Source organism: Sorangium sp. So ce836 (assembly GCF_028553905.1).
Taxonomy (GTDB): Bacteria; Myxococcota_A; Polyangia; order Polyangiales; family Polyangiaceae; genus Sorangium; species Sorangium cellulosum_D.
Genome location: NZ_CP102233.1, coordinates 11087040 through 11112004, shown reverse-complemented (window position 1 = coordinate 11112004; position 24965 = coordinate 11087040). Strand labels below are relative to the sequence as shown.

The window sequence follows — 24965 nt, the reverse complement described above, 5'->3', positions numbered from 1 at the left end:
GTCTGGGCATGCGCCTGGGGAGGGGTTGTCGAGCGCGCGGGCAGCCACCTCCACACGACCACGGGGGAAGATCAGCTCGCCGGGGTGGTGAAGCTGCACAACCTCGCGTACGTGTGCGTGCGGCTGGGCGATCACGAGCGGGCGCGGGCGCTGTTCGCGGAGTCGCTGGAGCGTGCGGATGAGGCCGGGTACGACCGGGTGGCGGCCTCGAACCGGATGTACATCGCGTACCTCGACGGGATGGAGGGGGGTGGGGGACGCGCGCGAGCGGCTGAAGGAGCTCATCGCGCGGGCGGAGGAGCAGGGCTACTGGCACGACGTGCTGCAGGGCCGCTGGGCGGCGGCGATGCTGCTGAAGAACGCGCGCAACGACGCGCTCGCGCGGCGCGAGTTCGAGGACCTCCTGGAGCTGTCGGTGCGGCTCGGGGATCCGCTGCTGGAGAAGGACGCGCGCGCGTGGCTCGACCGCGCGGAGCGGTGAGGGGTCGGGGGGGATGGTGAGGGCGGGGGGTGGTGAGGCGCGGCGCCCCTGGCATCCCGCAGAGTGACACTACGTGTGTCCGGACGTTTACAGGAGAGCATCCGGAGTGACACTACGTGTACCCGGGCGTTTACAGGGGAGCATGCGTAGTGACACTACGTGTGCCCGGACGTTTACAGGAGAGCATCCGGAGTGACACTACGTGCGCTCGGAAGTTCACAGCCAGGGGGGCCGGCGAACCTGCGCGCCTGGTCCGAGCGGTGCCGAGGCTTCCTGCCGAGGACGCGCGCGTTCCTTTCTTGCTCCTGGCGGTGGCGATCCGGCTCCGAGCTTCACGGCCGCGCTCGGCTGCGGGTACACCCTCAGAATGGCCAAAGCCAAGACCAACAACAAAGACACGGGGAAGGCGCCTGCGTCGCCTCCCATGGGGAAGCACTCCTACCGCGCTTGCTACAAGCGCTTCGCCCCGGCGGCCCTCGCGCTTCCGGACCGGGAGGTCGAGCTCTGCCGCGCCGACGTGCGGATCGCCTTCGCCAACGTGAAGCGGGGCGTCGAGGCGGCGTGCGTTGATCCGGCGCGGATCCGCAGGGCCCTGCCGGAGCTGCCGCTCGATGACGTGCTCGCGCTGCCGGATCTCGGCCGGGCGCTCGTGTTCGCGTCGACCCTCGTGACGGCCAGGCCGGCCAGCAGCCGCGAGATCGAGGCGAAGCTCAGGATCGTGGCCGAGCTGCGGGAGCCGATGCTCTCGCTCGCCGAGACCCTCGCCAGGCGAGGTCTCCTGCCCGGGGACGTCGTGGCGGAGATCCGCGCCGGCAGCGGCAAGTACGACATGGCCAGCGACGGCATGGCGCTGGCCCACCTGTATGAGGAGCACGCGGACGCGCTCCGCGGGAAACACCCCTTCAGCCGGGAGGAGTTCGAGCTGCTGCGGGAAGCGAGCGAGTGGCTTCTCGACAACCTCACGCCCGACGGCGCCCGCCGGCCCGCCGCGAAGCAGCGCGGCGAGGCCGAGGCGATGCGCGACCGGCTCTGGACGCTGCTGGTCCGGCGCCACGCGGATCTGCGGAAGATCGGATACTACTTCCACGGTGATGCCTTCGAGGATGTGACTCCGAAGCTCCAGTCGCGGGTCGTCAAGGGCGCGGCGGAGGAGGCCGAGGAGGAGGCCGGCGAAGAGGAAGAGGCCGACGAGGAGGAAGACGTCGACGAGGAGCCCGAGGAAGCGTCGCCGTGAACGGCTCGCGACCTGAGGTCACGGTTCATCTCGCCTGATAGCTCACCGGGGCGGGCGGGTCTCCGCCGCCCGCCTCGGGAGCTCGCCGCCGCCTGCCTCGGCGGCGAGCGCCTTCCAAGAACCAGCTGCCCTGCTCGATGCTGCGGAGGTCATACCGCTGCCAGGAGGCCGACAAGCGCTCGCGCCTCGCAGGCCGGTGCGCGACGGCGCACGCTCTGGACGGTACGACCCACGTTCGTGGTGGTGTTATCGCCTAGATTCCGTTTGACGCCGAATCCTGCCATCCGAAGAATGGCCCGCGTCGCCACGTTGCTCGCGTGTTTCGGAAGATGGGGACGGAGACGATGAGGACGGCAGGCCGGCGGATCCCATGGGCGGTCCTGGTCGTCCCCCCGCTCGTCGTCGTACCGACGCAAGGAGAAGCGTCCGAGCTGACCGCCGGTGTGAGCCTCGGGTGGCTCCAGGCCGGCACAGCGTCGCGCCTCGCGGTCGGGCCGCATGCGGGGATCTCGTGGCGCATCACGAGGGAAGTCCTCTTCAAGGTTCACGACCAGTGCAGCGTCGTGCCCCCGATCCAGATCGGTGGGGCCGGCGTTTACAATCACACCTCCGTCGCCATCGGATATGCCTGGGCGGACGGCGATTTCAGCGCGGGGCCATCGGCTGCGATCTATTTCATGCCAGCGTGCGGCAACGACCTGTGTGGGCGCGTCGCAGGGATGGCCGTGGGCGGTCACGCGCAAACCAGCGCGTACGTTGCCGGACCGCTCGGCGTGTCGGTGAGCGCAAATGTGGATTGGGTCGGCGGGAGCAGTCTTGTGCTTCCAGGTCATTTGTCGGTGCTTGTCGTTGCCGGTCCCGTGCTTCGGTGGAGCGTGAAATGAGCATGAACAAAAGATGTTTGCTGGTGATTGCGGTTGTCGCCGTCTGGGTGCTATCGGCGTGCAACTGGACGGTAGGGGACTGCTATCCCCGCGAGGAGTGGGAAAAGGGCGGAGGTGCCGGTGGACCCGTCGGGCCGCCCGTTCCCGTCATCACCTCCGTCGCGTCGGGGGACTTCGGGGCGGAGCCGCCGGAGGGCCCGCAGGGTGGCAGGAAGGAAAAGATTCAGTGCAACAAGACGGAGGACGACGACGAAGACGAAGAGGAAAGCCCGAGCGACAGCTCGGAGAGGCCGACAGCTAGCCCGACGAGCCCGCCGGATCCCTGCCAGCAGAGCGGCACTCCGCAGATGGGTTGCAACGTCTCGGTGTTCGAACCGTCGATGTTTCAGTTCGTTACGTTCATAGCCTACGACGGTACCGTGGCGGGCGGTTGGCAGGAGGCGACGACGGGGTTGGTGTTCAGACGAAATGGCCGAGGCGTCGACGCGTGCACGGTTCACATCGGCATGCCATTGCGATCTGCGGCTTGGGGGGATATCTCGGCGGAGAGGGCAGCGCTCATCAGTTCCGATATGGTGAATCAGATAGCTGCAAAGTTTTATGAAGAAGGGCTCACCGATCTTCCGCCTGGTGTATTCTGCGATAGATTCAAGGGTGAGATGCGCACACGGTTTCAGAAAGGTGTGGATTACAAGGGCCTCGGTGCCAGGCTTATGAATTGATCCTACCCTGCTTCCCCGGACGCCCCGAGGTCAATTATGAGGTGGGACGGAGAAGGAGGAAAACATTCGTGCCCGAACTCAAGGTGGAGGCGGTACGGCTATGAAGCACAGTATTAGAGAGCTGCTGGACGTCGTCTACAGGTATTACCCGCGTGGGATTGATGTTGTCGAACAAGCCGACATTCGTCGATACAAGGAAACCGAGGAGTACGTCCGTCTGGTGGCCGCGCGGCGGCGGGCGGCGGCGGACGAACGTTGGCCTGCCTTGCTGCGTCGGATCGAAGAACGATTCCCTTCTGTCATTGTTACGAATGATTCATTTCACCTGCCTACGGGGTCCTTGGACGCTTGCTACCGATTTTCGGTTTCTCTGCCAGATGCGACTGGCGGCCGGACGCTGTGGTTTCACATTGGCTTCCTGGTTCCTTACTATTTTGTTTATGGTTGGCATCGGGTCCAGTTTGTGAGGCAGCCTGAAAAATTTAGAGTTGTCCTTGGTGGCGTGAATTTCTTCGTTTCGCGAAGTCCGCGTGATCTGGAGCTCGTGTCAAATGCGGATGATGAAAGGCTAAAGAGCGTCACGTTTGATGAGTCGTATATCGATTTCGAGCTGTCGGCCGACGAACTTCCGTACGCGGAGTGGATTTTTCGCGCCATCGAAGCGACCTTCGGTTGTGAACGCATGCCGCAGGAGGTCGGCATGGTGCTCGTGCCGGATGTGGCGGTGAACCCACGGGCTCTCGGCGAGGCTAGACTCTACGATTTCCTGTTTACGGCCGGTCACGAATGGGTGCCCCCTTCGCCATGTGAAGTGCGGACACCTGGCGTAGAGGTCGATGCGAGAAACCTGACAGGACGATTGGCCGCAGTCCTCAAGGTATTGGCAGCGCTCTACAAGATCTTGTGGAGCTTGATGCCAGACGCGCAGGGCGCCTTTTTCGGGGGGGTGACAACAGATGGGGTCCTGCGTAAAGAGGAAGTGCTGAGCGTGCTTGCAGAGATCCGGGCGCTCATGGATCCGCCGAAGACCCCCCGCGGCATCGCTTCCAAGCGTGAGCTCGAAGCTGCCATCCGCGAGCTCGAAGCGCTGGTCGATGGGTGGGATGGTGAAGGCGATCTGCCAGTCTCCATGGTCGCTTGGGCCTCCAGCTTCCTGGAGAGTTGGCTCGTGGACTCGGAGCCCAAAGCCTCCCCGTCGCGGTCGCGTTGATCCGCGCCGCCGTCCGTTTGTTGCAGTGCCCGCTATTGGATGACAGCACACGCACACCGGCTCCAGGATTTTGAATCTATGAACCACAATATCGACGAGCTGCTCGACATCGTCTATCGTTATTATCCTCGTGGGGTTGGGATCACCGAGGATGGTGACATCGACGATCAGCTCTGCATGGGTACGGAAGAGCACGACCGGCTCGTGCGCGCGCGGATCCAGGCGTCGAAGAGCGACCGATGGCGCTCGATGCGGCGTCGCATCCGAGATGGATTCCCTGGTAGGTTCATGGACCATTCGCTGCATCTCCCCGCCGGCGGCTGCGATGCCTGTTACTCTTTTTCGATCGACATGCCGGAGTCTACGGGGCGAACGCTGTGGTTTCATGTAAGCTTTCTGGTTCCTTACTACATCGTCCATAGCTCGCGCACGGTCGATATCGTGAGGCAAACAAGGGACTTGTTCGTGGTCGCGTTTCGAGGAACACGTTTCGTTGTCTCGCTCAGCCCGTTCGATCCGAGGTTCGTCGCACGTCCAGACGATCGCCAGAGGTTCACCGTCGTCAGGAGGGAATACGCCACTTTCGAATTGTTGCCCGAGGAGCAGCCGTGCGCGAAGTGGATTTCCGGCGACATCGAAGCGACCTTCGGTTGCGAACGCATGCCTCCGGAGATCGGGACCGTGCTCGTGCCGGATGTGATCGCAGGCTTGCGTCTCCCCGGGGAGGTTAGACTCTACGATTGCCTGTTCGCGGACCATCACAGGTGGGTGGAGCCATCGCCGTCTGACGAACCGGCACCCGGCGTCGAACTTGAAGCGAGCAACCTGACGGAGCCGCTGGTCGCGGTGCTCACCGTGCTTGGGGCGCTCTATGACCTCTTGTGGACCCTGATGCCAGAGCTGCAGAGCGGCGCTTGTTACTGCGTGGTGCGGACGGATGGAGTCCTGCACAAAGAGGAAATGGTAAAGGCGCTGGCGAAGATTCGCGTGCTCCTTGAGCCACCGAAGACTGCCCGCGGCATCGCTGCGAAGCGCGAGCTCGAAGCCGCCACGCGCGAGCTCGAAGCGCTGGTCGCTTCGTGGGACGGTAAGGGCGCGCCGCCCTCAGCCATGGTCGCCTGGGCCTCGAGCTTCCTGGATGGCTGGCTCGTGGACGCAGATCCCGGAGCCTCCTCGTAGCCGTCGCCGAGATCTGCGCCGTCCTCCCGGGCGTGACCGCGGCTATTCGGGAAAGCGAAGCGTCTCGTGGGCCTCGCCGCTCTCTCCCACCGTCGTGCTGCCATCGTAGTTCCAGCTGGTCCCGCCCTTGCCTGGCCGTCCGGTCTCGATGGTGACGCCCTCGAGCGTGAGCTGGTCCTCGTCGAGATAGGCGATGCCGATCGAGTCGCCGCCGCGCCCCGGGCCGCCGTAGCCGCCGGGTCCTCCTTGGCCGCCCTCGCCGCCGGAACAGGCGGCGAGTTCATCTCTCAGCGTTCCGCCCGGTGCGCCTCGACCGCCTCGGCCGCCGTCCTGGGGTTCACCGCCGTTGCCGCCGTGGCCGCCGAAGTCCGCCGTGATCTTTGTGTCGCGCACGGTCAGCCGGGCGCGAAGCACGAGGACGCCGATGGACGGCTGTCCGTTCGCTCCCCCGCGGCCTCCTCGGCCCCCGCAACCGCCGGCTCCGCCCGAGCCTCCTCCTGGGCCTCCCTTCGAGGCCGCGCCGCACCGGGCGAGCCCGCCCCGGCGACCGCCGCCGCCGCCGCCGCCCTGTCCCGGCGTGCCCCAGGTCCCCTCGCCCCCGGTGTCGCCCTCCCATCCTGTCTCGGTGAGGCGCCCGATGCCCTTGCCCGGTGCGCCCTGTGTTCCCGGAGCCCCCGCGCCCCCAGCGAATCCCTTGGAGCAACTGACGTTCTCCCGCTCCCCGAGGCCGCCGCTCGAGGGCGAAGCATAGGCGGGCTCCCCGTCGCGTCCATCCTCGGCGCCGTCGGGTAGCCCGTTCCCTCCCTTGCCGCCGACGCTCGCGAGCCCGCTCTCGCATTGGTTCACGGCCGCAGGCCCGCCGGCGACGGCGGCCGACGAGCACGCGTCTCCACCGAACATGCCATCCGGCCCGTCCGGCTGCTTGTATGGCCACCTCTCGCCAGCGTTGCCTTGCACTCCTCCACTGGCGGAGATCTCGCTCCGGAGGATTTCCACCTCCGTGTTGGACTGAACGAGCACGCCGACCGGTCCCCATGATGGGATGTAGAGGTCGGCGAGCGTCGACACCCCGTCCACGGCCCCGCTGTCCTCGGGGCCCGCGGGCTCGACGATCACCTCGGGGCCGAGGACCGCCCTGTGGTTCAACAGGGTCCGCGGGAGCAGGGCGTCGCGCACCCAGTCCCAGCAGTTGAAGCCCCCGCGGAGATCCACGCCGGAGGGGAGCCTGATCTGATTCACGATGAATCCCTCGTTGCAGAGGAACACGCGCCCTCGTCCAGCGCGCGCGAGCTCGACGGCGCGTTCGATGGTGTACACCGGGTTCGCCTTCGTGCCGGGGTTCCTGTCGTCGCCGCCACCGACGTTCCCGGCGACGAACACGCCGCAGCCGTCGTCGAGGATGTCGGCGGCGACGTGCTCGACGCAGACCGACTCCGGGGGCGGCTCGTCCTCGCACGAGGTGCCTTCGCAAGGCGTCGCGCCAGGGTCGTTCGCGCTGGGCGCAGTTCCGCAGCCCGTGGCCCACGAGGACAGCAGAAGGACCAAGGTCGTCGCGGTGCTCTTTCTCATGGGCGTCTCCTGATGGGTGCCGCGAGCGCAGGGCGGATCATCGAGGCGGTTCCGTGGCCGGCGCATCGAACCGGTACCAGAACAGCGCAATCCCGCCTTCCCCTTGGCCGAGCTTACTCTCCGGGGATGCATTGGCGCCGAGCCCCCCGTTGCCGGCGTGGCCCGGCGAGACCGTCGCATCCTGCAGGATGGCCACGGAGGCGCCCACGGAGCCGATGCCGAGCGAGTGGCCCCCGAGACCGCCGCCAGCGTCGCCGCCGCGACCGCCGTCGCCGCCAAAGCCGCCGCGGCATCCTGGCGACGTGTCCGTCAGAAATCCGTTGCCCCCGAGGCCGCCGGCAACGCCAAAGCCTCCCCACTGGCCCGTTCCGCCGACTCCGCCATCGCCGCCCTTGGACCCGAGGACCGTGCTGGCCGCCACCGTGAGGTCGCTGCCCTGCAGGGCCACGATCGCGATGCTGGCGCCGCCGTAGCCGCCCCCCTGGCCCCCCTTGCCACCGCAGCCGCCACTTCCCCCCGATCCGCCGGCCGCACCGGCGTGGGGCCGACCTGTCGGACACGCGTTCCTGGTGGGGTCGCGCCCTTTGCCGCCGCCACCTCCGCCACCGCCCTGGCCGACACCGCCCTTTTCCCCATCTTTACCGCGGACACCAACCCATCCGTCGAGGCCCAGGCGGCCAGCGCCAACCGCTCCGGCAGCGCGCTCCGCATCGGCGCCGACTGCTCCGTTCTCCCCCGGCTTGCACGGCATGCTGACCGCGCCGGAGCCGCCCCGGCCGAGGTTGGGCGGATTCCCGGCCGGTTCCGGCAGCCCTGAAGCTCCATCGCGGCCCGCCTCGAGGCCTCCATCGCCCCCCTGGCCACCCGTCGACTCGATGCCGTCGCCGCACACCGTTACGACCGGATGGGCGCCCGGCGCCACGTCCGCGGTGCAGGCGTCCGCGCCGTTGTTCCCCACAACGCCGGAGCTCGCGCGGAAGCTCGGCGCGTCCTCGCCCGGCTCTCCATCCTTGCCGTCGCCGGCGAGGATCACGCTCGACTGCACGATCGCCCTTGCCCCATGCTCCAGGATCATCGCGATCGACGACTTGCCGTCGCTCGCCGAGGCGTCGGCCGCCACAGCGCGCACGCCGAAGATCACGGACACCGCATCATCCCCCGCGATGACGGCGTCGTCCCCCCCGAGGACCCGCACCGGGATCCCCACGGGCGGCGCGATGACGGTCAACGCGTTCTGCCCGTCGAGCGGCCCTCCGTAGGACCACTCGCCTCCGGCACACAGACGCCCGCCCCAGAGGTCGACCCCCGAGGGCAGCGCGATCGCCTCCTCGAACGCCCCGCCGCACGCGTACACGCGCCGGGTCGGCGCCTCGCCGTTGCCTCGCCCGCGCGCGGCCAGCCCGATGGCGTGCTGCAACGTCCTCACCGGCGCGCCCTTCGTGCCGGGGTTGTCGTCGTCGCCGCCCTCGCTCACGAACACCCCGCATTCATCGAGCGCCGGCGCCGTCTCAGGCGCTCCCTCGCACGGCCCGGGCGGCGGCTCCGGATCGGGCGCGCACGCCTCCACCTCCCAGCAAGGGTCGGAGTACGGGCACCCTGCCAGCGTGCTCGCGCCGCACGCCCAGATCGCGACCGCGACGGCGGACCTCGCCGCGCGCCGGCCTTTCTTGGAACGCATCGTCTCGGCCCCCGAAGTCCTCACCACAGTCCCTCGATCCTCACGCCGAGCTCTCGCCCGGTCGCCACCGGCGACGCGTGGATCCGATCCCGAGCCGGCGCGAGCCCCAGGAAGGAGAAGTCCGTGAAGAACGACGCGGCGGTCGCTGCCCCGATCACGCCCCCGGCGATGAGCATGCCCACGCCCACGCCCGCGGACAGGTTGCGCTCGTCTCGGAGGCGGAGCAGGTCAGCGCACGCCGGGCGGTCCGACGCTTGCCAGCACCTGGACCCGCTCGCCGCCGCACCGCCGTTGAGCCCGTCGCGCCGTTCGCTCAGGTCACCGTCGAGATTGGTGGCCCGGATCATGAGAAGGCCGCCCGCGGACAGGGTGGCCGTCGTGACGGCGATCCCCGCGATGCGCAGCGTCGCCGGCCACGACGCCGGCGGCCCGGGAGGCTGCGGGCGCAGAGAGGGCGATGCGCTCGCGGGCTTCGCCGCCGCGGGCGCAGCGTCCTTGGCGCTGTTCACCGCCGCGCGCGGGAGCTGCATCGAAATGTTGTACTCCGTCTTGGCGACCGCGCCGAACGACTGAAACGCTTCCTCGCGCCCCGGCGCACGGGCCCGCACCATGTGCTGGCCGGGCTCCAAGAACAGCGTGTAGGTCCGCGCGGTCCGGCCGATCTCCTTGCCATCGACCAGCACCTCGGCGTCCGGCGGATTGACGGAGAGATAGAGCTTGGCGACGTGCGGCGCCGCGTCGCGCTGTCCCGCCTCGAACCGCTTCTGCAGCGCGACCGGCAGCGCCTCGCGCTGCTCGAGGCCAAGGGCCAGGTGCTCGGCCGCGTCACGGTATCTGCGCAGCGCGAGCTCGCAAAGGCCGAGCTCGCCGGCGAGCTCCGCGCGCTCTCGCTCCGTGACAGACCCCGGAGCGGCCGCCTCGAGAGCCGCCTTGTACGCGGCATACGCCTCGGTCCACCGCCCCGCGTCGCGCGCTCGGCGGGCACGGCGAACATGATCCTTGAGCGTGGAAACGTCGCTCCCTCCCGGCGACGGACGCAACTCCGCTGCGCCGGCCGCGCTGGCCAAACCCGTTGACGCGAAGGCGGCCAGCAACATCGAGAGCACGTGCACACGGCAACGCATGCAAGGACAGTAGTGACACCCGGCGCTCGGCGTCAACCGGCGCGAAAAAGGCCTCAACGGCGCCCTCTGAGCGGGAATCCGAGGCCAGATGACGGAATGCCCCCCCGGCCCGCTCCGTCCGGCGGCGATGGTGCAACCGAGATCGAACATCGGATGGCACGTTGTACTACATCGTCCGACCAAAGTGAGCTCGTCCGTGCACTTTGCTGACTCCGAGGGGGCCGCTCAGGTGTGCTACCGGCGTGGGCAAGCCATCGGGCATCTCCAGCTGCTTCGAGCTCCTGCGGCGCATCGCGAGGCGTCATGGTGTGCCGGCGCGGAACGCCGAGGACGTGGCGCAGGACGCGCTCCTGCGCTGGCTGGAGGCGGACCAGGGGCTCGAGCCGGGCGGAGACGCGGCGGCGTACCGCGCCGTGATCGCGCGCAATCAGGCGCGCAACCATGTCCGCGATGCGCGCCGGCGCGGAGAGGTCCTGACGTCGTTCGAGGAGCGCGAGCTCCGAGCCGAGTGCCCGACGCCGGAAGAGCTCCTCCGCTGCCGGCAGCGCGAAGAGCTCACGCACCGCCTCATTGGCGAGGTCGACCCGAAGTACCGGGACATCTTGATCAAGCACGACCTGGAGGGCATCCCGCTCGTCCAGATCGCCGCGGAGCTGGATCTCCACCCCGATGCCGTCAAGACGCAGCACCGTCGCGCGCGCGAGCAGCTCGATGCGGCGGCGCAACGCTTGAGAGCGAAGCAACGCTCGCGCGGGTGGGAAGACGCCGCCTGCGTCGCCCCGCTCGGGCTCTACCGCCGCGAGGGGCGGATCCGCCGCCTGGGCCGCTGGAGCCTGAGGGTCGTGGTTCAGGGGGCGACCCTCGTGACCACGAGCGCCATCGTCGCTGCGCTCACCTCCCCGTCGAGCCTGGAGCCGTGGCTCCGTTGGGCCGTCGGTGAACGCTGGGCGGAGCCGACGGAGCAGGCCTCCGTGCCGCGCTCCGAGGAGCCGAGCGACGGGCGGTCTGGGGCGCCCATCGCGGCGCCTCCGGGGACAGGCATGGTGCCGCTCCCGATAGAACGAGGCGACGGGCACGCCGGCGCCGAGCCGAACGGGACACAGGCTCCGTCGCTCGCGACATCCCGTGTTGCCTCGCGGCCCGTGAGCTCGATGCCGAACATCAGCGCGCGCGAGAGGAGCTTGATCAGCCAGGCCCGAAGGGCCATGGAGGCTGACACGGCGGAGGCGGACCTCGAGGCGCGACGGCTGCTCGAAGCCCACGCGCAAGAGTTTCCGCGAGGTCGGCTCGCCGCGGAGCGCGAGGCGATGCTGAGGCAGCTCCGCTGAATCGCCGGCTGTTCAGCGACCGCCGAGCAAGGGGCATGTGCAGGCGCTGATCGAAGAAGGGCTCAATACGTGCCACAGCGCCCGCCGGGGCTCGATGACGCGCAGAACCCGTGGACTGCTCGGCTCAGTCATAAGGACAATCCGCTATCTCTGGATCGGACGTTTCGGTCGTGCTCACGCCCGACACGAGGTTGTCCGTCGGGTAGAAGAGCGTATTGTCCGGGCCTGCCCTCCAGCAGATCTGTTGGACGGACTTGCCCTGCTCCACGCGCGCCATGTTACAACGCGCGACATCGCCGTCGAGGACGGTGACGTCGCTGGCCTCGATCCTGATCCCCGGGTTGTTGGGACCCGACCCGAAGATGAGGTGGTTGTCGAAGACGAGCGGGTCCTCCAGGAGCACGTCGCCGATGCGGAACGTGCTGGCGGGCAGCGTCGACTTCGCGGTCAGGTACATGCCGTAAGATCCATTGCCCCAGGACCAGACGTCCTTCATCTCTACGTCCGTGCCCGCCTGGATGTTCACGCCGTAGTACTTGTTGTAAGCGGACTTGACCCTATCGAACCGGATCCCCGTCGGAACGTAGCCCGGCGTGGCGCTCGCCAGCACGACGCCGGAGCCGGCGTTGTGGTGAAAGTAGGTGTCCTCGATCCAGATGTCTTCGGGCACCGCGACCGGGAGGCTGAGCGGCGCCTGGGTGAATATCTGTATCCCGTGCCCGCCGTTCGCCCCGATGGATCCATCGGCGGGATGAAGCTGGTTGTGGTGGATCTCGCAGTTCCTCACGCTCGCGTTGGCGGCGATGATCTTGAGCGCGGTGGCTCCGACCGGACCGTTGATGTTCTTGAGCTCGCAGTTCTCCACCTCGATCGATGGCGCGCCATGCGCGGCAGCGTCCGACGCCAGGTAGATGCCGCCCTTCGGTACGCCGTCCACGATGACGTTGCGGATCGCGCCGCCGGATCCCAAGGCGAACGTGATGCCATCCAGGTTGGACGGCTTGCAGGAAGGCAGCTCTTCCACGAGGGGCTCGTATCGCATGATGATGTTCTCCACCAGGCAGTCCGAGCATCTGTTGACGTGAATGCCGCTGTTGGCCCTCAGCCGTGGACCGTCCGTGAGCGCGACCTGGAAATTGCGAATCCAGACCTCGTTGATGACCTCGGGGATGGTATTGTCCGCCCTGAGGGCCGTGTCGACCTGGACTACCCCGGGAAATTGCTCCGGATTGCAGGGGACCGCCACCAGGGTCGCGGTGCCGGGATCGCCAGAGACGGCGTCCGCGGACAGCTCCGGTCCCGTGAGGGTCAGATCGTCGTAGTGAGGTCTGATCGGAGTGCGCACCACGTATCGCCCGGCAGGGAAATATACGGTGCGCCTCGGGGTCGAGAGCGACGCTGCGCATTCGATGGCCGTCGCGATGCCCGGGCTGTCGTCGACGGTGCAGCTATGGTCGACGTCGGCGTCGGCAGAGAACGGCCATTCCGTCGGCCTCTGCAGGTAGGGCAGGACATTCACCACGCCATTCGAGAAGTCGACGGACCCCGGCTCGCAGCAGTCCTCCCCATCGCAGCCGTTATTCCTCTCATGCACCTCCACGGTCCCCGGGCACTTCGGGGTTGGGGTGGCAGGCGAAGTGCAGCACTTCTGTTCGCATGTGGAGGGCGCCTCGTTGGGCTCCGCGCAGGGCGAACACGTGACCGTGGGGCAGAAAGGTCCCTCGCACGTCGGCGATATATCAGGAACACCAGCGCATCCGATTCCAGTGAAAGAATCTCCAGTGAACGGCGTCTCCTCGTAGTCGTGGTAGCTGCACATCGCCTCGTACGTGGTGCTTTCCACCGTGGGAGGGTCGTAGCCCCAGGCGGCCGGAGGCGGGTCCGCCCCGGCTGGGGCGGAGGCGAGCGCGAGCGAGGCTCCTGCGCAGATCGTTGTAAGCCGCTGCGTCAAGCGCATAGGTTCTTCGGTTCCTTGATGAGGGTCGTACGGTTATCGTCAATATCACGGCAGAGAGCACCGACGAGCCGGTGCACGGCGGCCGTGCGCCGTGACGATGCCGCGGTGCATGGGCGCATGCCCCTGGCATGCGCAGGCGGCACCCCGGGCCGCGGCGCGCGCTTCGCGGCGCGCAGACCATTCAAGGTCGTCTTCTGTCTGTCCCTTTGGCATCGCCCGGAGGGCTCGTCAGGCAACGATGATGCCATCCGACGCTGCCTGGCCTCGCGGCGGTGCCCGGCGCATGAGCGTAAAGCCCGCGAGGCAAGGGCCGCGAACCCAGCCCAGGAGCACGGTTCCAGCGCGGCAGCGCGCCCCCGCGCGCGGCGAGCCCATGGCAGGAGCGCGCCGCCGATGTCTCATGTCACGTGACATGTCACGCCGCCGACGTCTCATGTCACGTGACATGTCACGCTGGGCGAGTCCGGTCTTTCTGCTGAACCGGGGCGACTTCCCGCAGTAGCGCTGGCGCGTCCTCGCGCTGCCTGCGGAGCAGCCGGGTCGCAGCCTCCCGGAGGTCACGCGCCGGTGCCGGAGTCGACGTCGGACGCGCGCGCCGCCTCGGCGCTCGCCTTGGGCAGCTCGAACCAAAAGAGGCTCCCCTTGCCCACGACCGTGCGGAGCCCCACGCGGCCGTCGTGCGCCTCGGTCAGGCGTTTGACGGTCGCGAGGCCCAGCCCCATACCCGGCACTCGAGCGCCTTGCGCTCGGACGTAAGGCTCGAACACCAGCGGCTCGATGGCTGGCGCGATGCCGGGCCCCGTGTCCTCCACCTCGATCCGCACGGCATCTCTGACATCGAGCACCCGGATGACGACGCGACAGTCCGCCGAGTCGCCGAGGTACTTGAGCGCGTTGCGGATCAGGTTGGCGAGGATGCTGGTCAGCACGCCGGGGCTCGCGGCCACCGCGCACGGGGCGAAGGGCTCGACGCGGAGCTCCGCGCCGAGATCCACCGCGACGGGGACGAGCTCGACCATGAGGTCGTCGATCACGGGGCGCACCTCGGCGCGCGCGCCCGGCTCCGGCCTCGCGCCCGCGCGGGCGAACTCCAGGAGCCCGTTGGTGATGAGCTTGACCCGCATGACGGCCTGCCGGCCACGCTCGATCGACCTTCGCGCCGGCTCCCCCTCGCCGCACCGCCGCAGGGCGAGGTCCAGCGCGAGCGCGACCGCGCCGAGCGGGCCGAGCACGTCGTGCGCGACCCGGCCAGCGAACTGCTCGAGCTCATCCGCTCGACGCTCCAGGAGCACGTTCTGCTGCCAGAGCAGCCTCACGTTGCGCCGGATCTGCACGGCAGCCGCCGCGCAGGCCAGCAGCGCGAACGCCACGCTCGCCGTGTTGAGCGCCAGCGCGATCCGGCGCGACCGAACGCGTTTGGCCGCGATCTCGACCGCCATGCTGCGTACGTGCTGCGCGTTGAGCTCGATGCTGGCCATCACGGCCTCGCTCGTCGCGTCGAAGTCGGCTCGCAGCGCGTCGTCCATGAGCTTGTTGGCCTCGGCCGGATGGCCGCTCGCCGCCAGCGAAAGGACCCGGTCGATGTCCAGGCCGAGCTTGCCGAGCTCCTTCGCGACGGTCTGCCACTGCTTGAGCTCTCCCGGATAGACGGGCAGGACGAGATAGGCGTCGAGGCTCCGGGATAGATTGTCGCGCGCCTCATCGAGCTCGTGGCGGTCGAGCGGCCGGCCCAGCACGGCGTTGTTGACCAGGTCGCTCAGGAGCGCCTGGGTATGCCTCAGCTCGGCGCGCGCGGCCGCCAGGTACATGACGCTCGGCGCGGCGTTCTCCGCCAAGCTCGTCGCCGCCGCGTCGATGTCGGCGGCTCGGTGCTCTGCGTAAGCGGCCGAGATCACGAAACTCGCGATAGCCGCCAAGAACGCCGCAAACAGCGACAGCAGGATGGACGGCAGCCGCTCGATCATGAGAGAAGATTTCGACTTCGTCCGGTCCTTCGGCCATCGCATCTCCATGCCGGAATCCTGTTACGCCGTCCGCCCGAGCGCAACGCGGGAAGAGCGCCGGCGCCGCGGCGGATCGCCCGCGCCGCATCGGCGGATGGTCCGCCGGGCTCATGTCGAGTGATAAGGTGAAACCGCGCTGGCCAGTGGTGCTACGGTTGTACATACGGCGACCGGGTGGCCACGGCGCCGGTAGCGGCGGCTGCGTGCCAGCGCCTGGTGATGCCGCCGCCACCAGGACCAGCGCAGGACCGCATCGGTGTAAAGCGTCAGTAAAAAGTCGGTGTCGCTCGACACACCAGCGCTCCGTCCGGTGCGCCTCTACCGTCTCGGCCGCCGCGCTGGGGTGGCCCGCCATCGCCGCCCCTGCCGCCACGGTCCGCCGTGATCGTGGGGTCGCGCGGTCACGGGGGTGGAGCCGCTGCTTGGGCCGCTCGGGCCTGAGGGGCGTGGTTTAGGCGGCGACCCTCGTCATTACGAGCGCCATCGTCGCCACGCTTACGTCCCCGTCGAGCTGGAGCCCTGGCTCCGTTCGGCCGTCGGTGATCGCTGGGCGGAGCCGGCGGAGCAGGCCCCTGTGCCCTCGGCGCACGGCTCGCTTCGGCGACCGCTACTCGGCGGTGGTCACCACGGTGACGAGGCCGGCGTTGTAGACCTTCTGCGCCGTGGTCCACTCCGACGCCAGGGTGTCGAACGTCCGGCCGGGATGGAAGCCCTGCCCGCCTTGACCGGGGCCGAACAGACCGGCGTACCGGGTCTGCCCACCCTCGTTGTAGATGCGGAACGCGCGCATGTACGCCGGGGGCGATTGCTGTCCCAGGGCGATCCACAGATCGTAGAACTGCTGGTACGTCTTGTTCGACACGAAGTGCTGGCCGAGGTTGCCCGTGCCGAACAGGCCGGCATAGCGCATCTGCCCGCCCGAGGGATACACCTGGAAGGTGATCATGTCCCTGCCGAGCAGCCCCTGCGCGATCCACTCGTCGACGAAGTCCGATTGCGTGAGCCCTCCCTTGAAATCCTGGTCAGCGGTGCCGGGGCCGAACAGCGCGTCGAACCGCCTCGTGCTGCCGTCCATGTAGGTGTCGAACGTGATCATCACCTGCTTCGTGGGCGCGTTCGCCAGCTCCGTCCGCTTGTCGCGCAGCTGCTGGTAGGTGAGGCCCGGGAAGAAGCTCTGGCCGGCGCTGCCGGGGCCGAAGACGCCGGCATAGCGCCTGACGCCACCCTCGAGGTACGTGTCGAAATCCTTCATGTACTGGGCCGGAGAGCTCGTCCCGAGATCGACCCACGCGGCGAGGAAGTCGTCGAGCTCCATCCCGGCGAGGAAGCTCTGCGTCCCGGTGCCCGGCTGCATGAGGGCAGAGAGGGGCACGGATGTCACCGTGTTGTTGGAGGCGAGCGAGTTGCCCACGAGCGGGCGCCAGCACGTGTGATTCGCGTCCTGGAACCTGATCTTCATCGTGTTGACCCACGAGTCCCAGTCGGTGAATGAAGGGTGAACGTCGAAGTGCAGGTGAGGCGCGAAAGAGTGCCCCGTGTTGCCGGAGAGCGCGATGACCCGACCACGCGGCACGTACTCGCCCTCCCTGACGAACACCTGGTCCTGCTGCAGGTGCGCGTACGCTGCAGCCGTGTCGTCCAGGTGCCGGATGACGACGAGGTTGCCCTCTCCACGCTCCAGGTCAGGGTCTCCTGGGGCCGTGTACGGAACGGTGGTATTTATGCTCTGAGCGCTGTGTACAAAGGCCACCCTGCCCGCGCGGGCGGCCCGGACCTCGGTGCCCACGGGCGCGAGGAAATCGTACGAGTACGATTGTGCTTGCCCGTCCGATGCCGTGTGTTTGGCGCCTGGGTCATCCCAGTTCCCCTGGTCGAGGGTGAATCCGCTGCCGGGACCGAAGGGCAATCGATAGAATGAGCTCGGCGACGGCGAGCAAGAGTTCAGCATGTCCTCGGTGCCTGTGAAGGCCTGCTGGGCGGTGGCGAGGAGCTCCTCGGACTGTTCGTCCTCGAGGGGCGCGCATGCCGCGTGCAGACATGCTCCTATGACGATCGATGACAGCATGCTCCTTGTCATGGAAAGATCCTTTCAAGCGCGCTCGAGGTAGATCGGCCTGGCCTCTCGCTTTCTTGCCGGCCAGCGCCGATCGTGGCAGCCAGCGCGCGCCCCCGTCGCCACCCGATCTTGCGGCGGCCGTCCCGTCAAGTAGCGATCATCGCCCCTGTGCGGGCCTGTTGCCGGACGGCAACGGTCGTCGTCCTGGTCGGCTCCGATGAAGCGCCGTGCTGCCACGGGTGACCGGAGGGCAATCCGTGAGCCACGGTCCTGGCGGACGTGATCTCGCCCGTTTATGCGGCGGCGTCGCTGGCGGAGAGCTCTTTCGGGCGTGACATGTCACGGTTCGAGCGCGACATGTCACGGTTCGAGCGCGGCATGTCACGGTTCGGCCTCGCCGTCCCGCTCCGCCGCTGGCCGGCTCTATCTTCTCCTGGCGTGCGTGACGCGGCGGCGGAGCCCGTCGCTCGTCCGAGCGCCGAGCCGATGGATGCTTCGCGGCGTGGCCGCCCGTCGTGGGGGCGCTGCCCGCGCCGCTCAGCGGTTCACGCTGGTGTCCGGTCCGGCGCCCTTCGGGGGCTCGTAGGGCTCGGGGCTCTTGCCGACGGTCCTGAGGTTCACGAGCTTGTTGAGCAGGTCGAACCAGAACGGCGCGCCGAGGGAGGCGGCGGCCGCGGTGATGAGAATGCCGGGGCTCAGGAGCCGGTCGAGCACCCCGCGGATCCAGGCGACGATGGCCTGGCCGAGGATGGCCGAGAGCGCGCTCCAGAACCTCGGCGCGCTCGTCTGCTCGGGGGCCTGCACGCCCCAGGCGATCTTGAGATCGAGCCCGGTGAGCTTGCCGTGCGCGCTCCCGCCCTGGGCGAGCGCGGCCATGAGGTCCTCGTCCTGGTCGAGGCCGCCCTCGTGCGGCGCGGCGCGGGGCGCCGTCTTCGCCAGCTCCTGCGCCGCGGCGATCATGTGGGCGCGGACCACGGCGTCGCGCGAGAGGGCGCCCGCGAGCTTGATGCTGTCGGCGTTGAACCCGATGCACAGGACGAGCGCCGTCGCGCTGATGATGAGCTGCGCGCGGCGCTTGTACCGCCCGGCGGCCCGGTCCATGGCGTCGTTGAACCAGCGCTCCAGCCGGATGTTGGCCTCGCGCATGTCCCGGACCGTGCTGTCGACGATCGTGGCGAGGGCGCGCCGGAGATCGCTCTCCCTGGGCATGCGCTCGATGATGCCCTTCAGCTCGTCGAGCGGCGCCTCGTCGCCGCCCGGCAGCGCGGCCCCGCCGCCCGGCGGAGCCGCCGCGGCGCCGGCCGGCGCGGGGGCGTCGCCGACCGCCGGCGGGGAAGGCGCGGCGGCGCTGTCCGGCGGTGCGGGGGCGGCGTCGCCGGCCGGCGCAAGCGCGGGGGCGGCGTCGCCCGCCGGCGCAGGCGCGGGGGCGGCGTCGCCCGCCGGCGCAGGCGCGGGGGCGGCGTCGCCGGCCGGCGAAGGCGCGGGGGCGGCGTCGCCGGCCGGCGCAGGGGTCGCGGCGATGGCGAGGGCGGCCCTCGCCAGCAGGGGCGACGAGGCGGCGCCCGCCTGGGGGAGCGACGGCGTCGCGGCGCCGGCCTGCGGGGGCGACGGCGCGTCGCTCGTGGGCCAGTCGATGTGCCGCAAGGTGTCGACGAGCGCGGCCACGAACGCGTGCGAGGGGATGTAGGACGGCCCCACCCACCCGTACTTGAGGTCCTTGATCAGCGGGTGCTGCCGGAGCGCATCGGCGAGCGGGCTCGGGGGCGGCCCCGGCATCAGCCGCACGCGCACGAGGTCGGCGGCGCGGCGGAGCACGCGCGTCGTCAACGGCTCGCCGGGGGCGGCCCCGCGCGCGGCGACGTCGCGCGCGGCGGCCTCGCGGGCGGCGAGCGACCGGAGCACGTGCGGGTCCAGCGCGTGATCGGCCAGCATGATCTCGATGCTCTGCGCGAGGTTGAGCGCGCGCAGCCGGAAGACGCCGGCGAGCGCCTCGTGGATGGCCGAGCTGAGGACGCTGAGCAGGAAGAAGACGCTGACGAGGCCGATCGCGATGTCGAGGGTCGTTCCCATGGGCACCCGGGTGGGCAGGGCGCGCGGCGGCGCGAGGCGCAGGCCGGCGCGCCTCGCGGTGCTCCCCCTGCCAGCAGGACAAGGAGGAAGACGTGGCCTTGCGAGCGCCCGGCCCCCTCCGCGGCCAGATCAGCATACGCCACGCGGCGCTGCGGAGCGAGCGCCACGCGCGCTCGGGAGAGAGCGCCAGAGCGCGCTCGATGCCGCGGGATCTTGGTCTACCATCCCGCCCCCGTGACGAGCACCACGCTACCCCCCGACTCGCAGCGCAGCAGCGACCCGCCGCTGCGCACCTCCTGGGCCCAGGAGCGGGCCGACCTCGACCGGACGCAGCGGCCGAGGCGCGATCGGCTCATGCACGAGCCGCCGCCGGCGTCGCCGCCCGGGACGCTCGTCATCGAAGACACGCGGCGGCCGAAGATCTTCGTCATCGACTACGACGCCGAGGTGGTCTCCGAGCAGGAGATCCAGACCCTCGACGAGTGCATCCCGTACCTCACGGACGACCGCCCCTCCATCACGTGGGTCGATGTCCGAGGGCTCGGGCACAAGGCCACCTTCGAGCGGCTGGGCGAGATCTTCAAGATCCACCCGCTCGCGCTGGAGGACATGGTCAACGTGCCCCAGCGGCCGAAGGCGGACGTCTACGGCGGCGAGCACGTCCTCATCATCTCCCGGATGGCGCAGGTCACCGAGCGCTGCGCGCTGCGCACCGAGCAGCTCGCGATCCTGGTCGGCAAGACGTTCGTCCTGACGGTCCAGGAAGAGGCCGACTGGGACGTGATGGAGGCCGTGCGGGAGCGCATCCGCACCGGCCGGGGCACGACGCGGATGCGGGGCGCCGACTACCTGGCCTACGCGCTGCTCGACGCGGTGGTCGACGGCTTCTTCCCGGTGCTCGAGCGGCTCGGCGAGCACATCGAGGACCTGGAGGTCGAGGTCATCGACGCGAAGCGCTCGATGTCGAAGCCGATCCACGACCTGAAGCGGGACCTGCTCACGCTGCGGCGCGCCATCTGGCCGCAGCGCGACCTCGTGAACGCGCTGCTCCGCGAGGACAACCCGATCTTCACGAAGGACACGAGGCTCTACCTGCGCGACACGTACGACCACTCGGTGCAGCTGATGGACATGGTCGAGACCTACCGCGAGCTGAGCTCGGGCCTCATGGATCTCCACCTCTCCGGGATATCGAACCGGATGAACGAGATCATGAAGGTGCTCACGATCATCTCGACCATCTTCCTGCCGGTCACCGCGATCGCGGGCATCTACGGGATGAACTTCCACCACGAGAGCTCGCCGTACAACATGCCCGAGCTCGACTGGTATTACGGCTATCCGCTCGTCTGGTGCCTGATGCTGGCGAGCGTCGTCGGGCTGCTCTCGTACTACCGCCGCAAGGGCTGGATCGGGAAGGACGACGGCCGCTGAGCGGCGGCGGCGCGGTGAGGGCGGGGCCGCGGCGTCGCGGCGGGAGAGGTCGTGGACGATGTGGGCGTCGGGGACCCGGATCCGAGGGGGGCGGCTCGCCTTCCCGGGTGAGCACCTCGTGGGTGGCGCCGACGTAGCGCCACCCGGCGGAGGCGCGCCCCTGGCGCGACGATTCGAGCAGGAATGAACGGACGGAGGACGGGCGCGCCGGAGCGCGGGTGAGGGGCGCGCGGAGGTGCGATTGCGCTGCGCCGGAGTGGTCGCGGCCGAGGCGTCCTGTATACTCTCCATCGTCGCTATGGGGATGCGCAGACGCTGGAATGCTCTCCTGGTCATCGGCGCGGCGGCCCTCCTCGCGTTCGCCTCCTGGAGGGAGCTCGCCTGGTCCTCCTCCGACCCCCCGGATCCCCCGGGCGGGCCGCCGGGGCGCTTGCGGTTCGAGCAGACGCTCGACGTGGAGGTGTTCCAGCGCGGAAATCTCCACACGCACACGTCGCTGAGCGACGGGGACAGCGCGCCGCGCAAGGTCGTCCGCTGGTACCGCGACAACGGGTATGCGTTCGTGGCCCTGACGGATCACAACCAGCGCGCCGATCCTGCGACGTTCCGGGATTTGGAGGTACCGTCGAAATTCGCCGTCCTCCCCGGTGAGGAGATCACGATGTCGGCGGAAGGGCGGCAGGTGCACGTGAACGCGCTCTGCACGCGGGCGACGATCGGGGGCGGCGATTTCCCGACCAAGGGCGAGGCGCTGAGCTGGGCGGTCGGGCGGGTGCGGGCGCAGGGGGGCGTGGCGCTCATCAACCATCCGAATTTCGACTGGGCGCTCACGGCCGGCGACCTCCTGGGGGCGCCTGCGGCGCAGCTCCTGGAGATCCACAGCGGGCACCCTTACGTGCACACCGAGGGTGACGCGGCGCGGCCGTCGCACGAGGCGCTGTGGGACACGGTGCTGACGGCGCGCGGCCTCGTGGGCGGGGGGATCGCCGGCGTGGCGGTGGACGACCTGCACCAGCTCGTGCCCGGGTCGAACGCCCCGCCCGCGGGGCCCGGCCGGGGGTTCGTCGAGGTGTTCTCGCGCGAGGTGTCGCGCACGGCGATCTGCAGCGCGCTCGCCGCGGGGCGGCTCTACGCGTCGTCGGGCGCGCGGCTGCGGCGGATCGCGATCGGCGGCGACGCGTTCTCGGTGTGGCCGGTGGCCGCGGGCGCGGTGGTCGAGTTCGTCGGGCGGGGCGGGCGCGTGCTGGAGCGGCAGCAGCCGCTGGCGGGGCGGGCGACGTACCGGCTCCGCGGCGGGGAGCGCTACGTCCGGGCGCGGATCACGCGGCCGGACGGGAAGCGGGCGTGGACGGCGGCGTACGCGACGGTGGAGTAGGGGCGGCGAGGGCGGGAGCTCGCGGCGCGGCGCCAGAGCGACCCGGGGACGATCGCCGGCGGGCTCAGGATGCCGGCGTCGGGGGGCGCCGCGTTCGGTCCAGGGTCGGGGGCCCGCCCGGCCTCGGCGGCCTTGCTGCGCCCACCTCAGCTTCCCTGAGGGCCGACCTACGAAAAGGCGATTGGATCGTTGGCGGCCCGAGGAGGCAGACTCCTTCCCATGCTAGAGCAGACCCTGCCCGACTCGAATCGACCGCCGGCCTCGCGAGGGCACGGCATGCATGGTCCCCGATCGGGCCCGTGTCGACCGCGTGGACAGAGCGATGAGGTGGTCGCTGGACGCGCTGAGCCGTCAAGCTCGGTTCGAGGGGCGCTGGCTGGCCTTTCGCTATCCATGTTGCTGTCCTCGCTCGGCACGAGCATCGCCAACGTCGGCCTGCCGACTCTGGCGCACGAGTTCTCCGCCTCTTTCCAAGAGGTCCAGTGGATCGTCCTCGCGTACCTCCTCGCCATCACCGCGCTGATCGTCACCGTCGGCCGACTGGGCGACATGACCGGACGTCGGCGGCTGCTGCTCGTCGGGATCTTCTGCTTCACGGCCGCCTCGGTCCTGTGCGGCGCCGCGTCCGCGCTGTGGCTGCTGATCGCCGCCCGAGCGGCGCAGGGCGTCGGCGCGGCCATGATGATGTCCCTCGCTGTGGCGTTCGTCGGCGAGACGGTTCCGAAGGCGAGGACCGGTAGCGCCATGGGGGTGCTTGGAACGATGTCCGCGATCGGCACCGCGCTGGGCCCTTCACTTGGCGGCGCCTTGATCGCCGCGGCGGGGTGGAGGGCAATCTTCTTCGTCCAGGTACCGCTGGGTGTCCTCGCGTTCCTCTTCGCGCATCGCTACCTGCCCCTCGACCGCCGGGGGCGGCGCGCCCGCTTCGACGTGGTTGGTACGCTGCTGCTTGCGCTGACGCTCGCTGCCTATGCGCTCGCCATGACGATGGGGCGCGGCCGTTTCGGCGCCGTCAACGTCGCGCTGCTGCTGACCGCCGCAGTCGGCGTGGGGCTCTTCGTGCTCGCCGAGGCCACCGCGACCGCGCCGCTGATCCGGCTCACGATGTTTCTCAGCGCGGGGCTGAGCGCGAGCCTCGCCATGAGCATGCTCGTCTCGACGGTGATGATGGCGACGCTGGTCGTCGGACCATTCTATCTCTCTCGTGCGCTCGGCCTCGACGCGGCGCTCGTCGGAGCCGTCATGTCGGCTGGCCCGCTCGTCGCCGCGTTGACGGGCGTGCCGGCGGGACACATCGTGGACCGCGTCGGCGCACAGCGCATGACCATCGTCGGTCTCGCCGGCATGGCCGCCGGCTCGTTCCTTCTGTCCATGATACCAGCGAGGCTCGGTGTCCCAGGCTACGTCTTCCCGACCGTCGTGAGCACCGCCAGCTATGCGCTGTTCCAGGCGGCGAACAACACCGCGGTCATGACGGACATCCACCCCGACCAGCGGGGGCTCGTCTCCGGGATGCTCAATCTGGCGCGCAACCTGGGCCTCGTCACCGGTGCATCCGCGATGGGCGCTGTGTTCGCGCTCGCCTCGGCGACGAGCGACATCACGAAGGCGAGCCCCGAGGCCGCCGCCTTCGGGATGAGGGTCACGTTCGCGGTCGGGGCGACTCTGATTGTCGTTGCGCTCGCAGTCGCGTTTGCATGCCGTGCCTTCGCGGCGCGCCCGTACGAGCCTGCTCGCCCTGGGGAGACGTCGTAAAGCGGCCGAGCGGCGAGCCCAATTACGATATCTCCCCCGCTCGAATGATCGATGCGGCGGCGGTCAGCAAGGGGTCGTGCGCACGGCTCGCCAGATGCGCGAACAGGACTCGCACCCATGTCGGGCACTCAAAGAGGAGCTCGACCTCTCCCCGGGCTTGGGCCTCCTTCGCGGTGTCGGCGTGCAGCAGGCCAACTCCGGTCCCGCCGGCGATCAGCGTCCGCGTGACGTCGTTGCGATCGACGCTGATGATCCGCTTGGGCCGGATTTGATGCATCTTGAACAGGCTCTCGGCGGCCCGCCCGCAGCAGGCGCTGAGGGTGGGATAGATCCACGGCAAATCCGCGAGAGATCTCCAGTCCGGTCGTCCGGAGATCGCGGCGAGCCCCGGAGGCGCTACGACGTAAATTCTGAATCGAGACACTTCGATGGTCGCCAGCTCCGGATCGAGCTCGCCGGATTCATTGTAGAAGCCGGCGTCCAGGCTGCCGTTGCGTATGCCGGCGAGTATATCGAGCGAAGTGCCGTGCTTGAGGACCACCTCCACTTCAGGGCAGCGCTCCGAGAGGACCGCGAGGAGCCTCCCGACCGCCTCATCGTTCGAGTTGCTGCCCGCGCCGAGGCGGAGCTTCCCAGCGAGACGCCCCTTGATGCGCGTGGCCTCGTCCATCAATTCTTGATGCGCGGCAAGCGCCTGTTCGGCCTTGGCGAGGAGCCGCTCGCCATCACGGGTCAGGCTCATGCCCCGAGCCGTGCGTTCGAACACGGCGAGGCCGAGCGCGTCCTCGATCGCCTTGATATGCGCGCTCACCGCGGGCTGGCTCAGGTGCAGCAGCGCTGAGGCGCGCGTGATGCTGCCTTCGCGAGCTACGGCGACGAAGGTCTTGAGCTGGTAGATGTCCATCT

Annotated in this window: 18 protein-coding genes; 10 read left to right on the top strand and 8 right to left on the bottom strand. The window is 69.2% G+C overall.

Going from position 1 to position 24965, the window contains the following annotated elements:
- Window positions 1-250: 250 nt before the first annotated feature.
- From NQZ70_RS40500 to NQZ70_RS40475, 6 genes are all read left to right on the top strand, one after another.
- Entirely contained in the window at window positions 251-481 is a 231-nt protein-coding gene (locus NQZ70_RS40500; RefSeq protein ID WP_237244493.1) for a hypothetical protein, read from the top strand.
- A 367-nt stretch (window positions 482-848) separates the two neighbouring features.
- Window positions 849-1715, top strand: coding sequence for a hypothetical protein (locus NQZ70_RS40495; protein ID WP_207217610.1), 867 nt, complete (start codon window positions 849-851; stop codon window positions 1713-1715).
- A gap of 317 nt (window positions 1716-2032) precedes the next feature.
- A complete protein-coding gene (locus tag NQZ70_RS40490) occupies window positions 2033-2599 on the top strand; it encodes a hypothetical protein (protein WP_129578992.1) in 567 nt (188 codons plus the stop codon).
- Window positions 2596-3321: a hypothetical protein gene (locus tag NQZ70_RS40485; RefSeq protein WP_237244492.1), complete on the top strand. Its 726-nt coding sequence runs from the start codon at window positions 2596-2598 to the stop codon at window positions 3319-3321. The genes NQZ70_RS40490 and NQZ70_RS40485 overlap by 4 nt, the downstream gene beginning before the upstream one ends.
- A 100-nt stretch (window positions 3322-3421) precedes the next feature.
- Window positions 3422-4531 carry a hypothetical protein gene (locus NQZ70_RS40480; protein ID WP_129578991.1) on the top strand — a complete coding sequence of 370 codons (1110 nt, stop codon included), beginning with the start codon at window positions 3422-3424 and terminating at the stop codon, window positions 4529-4531.
- 78 nt (window positions 4532-4609) lie between these two features.
- Complete coding sequence (locus tag NQZ70_RS40475) at window positions 4610-5710, top strand: hypothetical protein (RefSeq protein ID WP_129578990.1); 1101 nt, start codon at window positions 4610-4612, stop codon at window positions 5708-5710.
- Between the two features lie 42 nt (window positions 5711-5752).
- On the opposite strand, the gene NQZ70_RS40470 is transcribed toward NQZ70_RS40475, so the two are convergent.
- The 3 genes from NQZ70_RS40470 to NQZ70_RS40460 are packed head-to-tail and all read right to left on the bottom strand — an operon-like array spanning window position 5753 to window position 10081.
- Window positions 5753-7279: a hypothetical protein gene (locus NQZ70_RS40470; RefSeq protein ID WP_129578989.1), complete on the bottom strand. Its 1527-nt coding sequence runs from the start codon at window positions 7277-7279 to the stop codon at window positions 5753-5755.
- Window positions 7280-7316: 37 nt separating this feature from the next.
- The gene (locus NQZ70_RS40465) at window positions 7317-8957 is read right to left on the bottom strand and encodes a hypothetical protein (RefSeq protein ID WP_129578988.1); all 1641 of its coding nucleotides are present in this window, start codon (window positions 8955-8957) and stop codon (window positions 7317-7319) included.
- A gap of 20 nt (window positions 8958-8977) precedes the next feature.
- Entirely contained in the window at window positions 8978-10081 is a 1104-nt protein-coding gene (locus tag NQZ70_RS40460) for a PEGA domain-containing protein (protein WP_408022404.1), read from the bottom strand.
- A gap of 242 nt (window positions 10082-10323) precedes the next feature.
- On the opposite strand from NQZ70_RS40460, the gene NQZ70_RS40455 reads away from it, so the two are divergent.
- A complete protein-coding gene (locus tag NQZ70_RS40455; protein WP_129578987.1) occupies window positions 10324-11409 on the top strand; it encodes an RNA polymerase sigma factor in 1086 nt (361 codons plus the stop codon).
- A 124-nt stretch (window positions 11410-11533) separates the two neighbouring features.
- On the opposite strand, the gene NQZ70_RS40450 is transcribed toward NQZ70_RS40455, so the two are convergent.
- The 4 genes from NQZ70_RS40450 to NQZ70_RS40435 form a co-directional block, all read right to left on the bottom strand.
- Window positions 11534-13003, bottom strand: a complete 1470-nt coding sequence (locus tag NQZ70_RS40450) for a right-handed parallel beta-helix repeat-containing protein (protein ID WP_237244491.1) — start codon at window positions 13001-13003, stop codon at window positions 11534-11536.
- Window positions 13004-13923: 920 nt separating this feature from the next.
- Window positions 13924-15378 carry an ATP-binding protein gene (locus NQZ70_RS40445; protein ID WP_237244490.1) on the bottom strand — a complete coding sequence of 485 codons (1455 nt, stop codon included), beginning with the start codon at window positions 15376-15378 and terminating at the stop codon, window positions 13924-13926.
- 598 nt (window positions 15379-15976) lie between these two features.
- Window positions 15977-17446, bottom strand: a complete 1470-nt coding sequence (locus NQZ70_RS40440) for a M23 family metallopeptidase (protein WP_129578986.1) — start codon at window positions 17444-17446, stop codon at window positions 15977-15979.
- Between the two features lie 516 nt (window positions 17447-17962).
- Complete coding sequence (locus tag NQZ70_RS40435) at window positions 17963-19495, bottom strand: hypothetical protein (protein ID WP_129578985.1); 1533 nt, start codon at window positions 19493-19495, stop codon at window positions 17963-17965.
- Between the two features lie 234 nt (window positions 19496-19729).
- Between NQZ70_RS40435 and corA the strand changes: the two genes are divergently transcribed.
- The 3 genes from corA to NQZ70_RS40420 all read left to right on the top strand — a co-directional run bounded on the left by corA (window position 19730) and on the right by NQZ70_RS40420 (window position 24059).
- Window positions 19730-20929 (top strand): magnesium/cobalt transporter CorA, encoded by a 1200-nt coding sequence (gene corA, locus NQZ70_RS40430; protein WP_237244489.1) that lies wholly within the window; start codon window positions 19730-19732, stop codon window positions 20927-20929.
- Between the two features lie 304 nt (window positions 20930-21233).
- Window positions 21234-22304 carry a CehA/McbA family metallohydrolase gene (locus NQZ70_RS40425; protein ID WP_237244488.1) on the top strand — a complete coding sequence of 357 codons (1071 nt, stop codon included), beginning with the start codon at window positions 21234-21236 and terminating at the stop codon, window positions 22302-22304.
- 393 nt (window positions 22305-22697) lie between these two features.
- Window positions 22698-24059: an MFS transporter gene (locus NQZ70_RS40420; protein ID WP_129578982.1), complete on the top strand. Its 1362-nt coding sequence runs from the start codon at window positions 22698-22700 to the stop codon at window positions 24057-24059.
- A 22-nt stretch (window positions 24060-24081) separates the two neighbouring features.
- On the opposite strand, the gene NQZ70_RS40415 is transcribed toward NQZ70_RS40420, so the two are convergent.
- Entirely contained in the window at window positions 24082-24963 is an 882-nt protein-coding gene (locus tag NQZ70_RS40415) for a LysR family transcriptional regulator (RefSeq protein WP_129578981.1), read from the bottom strand.
- Window positions 24964-24965: the final 2 nt, after the last annotated feature.